Annotated in this window: 1 protein-coding gene; it reads right to left on the bottom strand. The window is 52.3% G+C overall.

Annotated features, from left to right (window positions below; translation table 11 throughout):
* Nucleotides 1–277: ABC transporter permease subunit (locus AC0IZJ_RS28455; RefSeq protein ID WP_471855615.1), on the bottom strand; the 277-nt coding region annotated here is incomplete at both ends.

The raw sequence follows: 277 nt of genomic DNA, 5'->3' as shown, positions 1-277 counted from the left end.
CAGTTGAATCAGCACGAAGTTGTTAAAGTTAAAGGCGAAGCTGGCGATCATCAGCGGCGTCAGCGGTTTAATCAGCAGCGGCAGCGTAATCTTAAAGAAGTTCTGGAACGGACCTGCGCCATCCATTGCTGAGGCTTCATACAAATCGTCCGGAATCGCTTTCAGCAAGCCCATGCAGAGGATCATCATGTACGGATAACCCAGCCAGGTATTGACGATAATTAGCATCGTGCGGGCGGTGGTCGGATCGCTGAACCAGGCGGGCTTCACGCCAAAC

The organism is Roseateles sp. AC306 (assembly GCF_979253795.1).
Note: the sequence above shows the minus strand (reverse complement) of the source record. Positions and strands in the feature narration are given on the sequence as shown.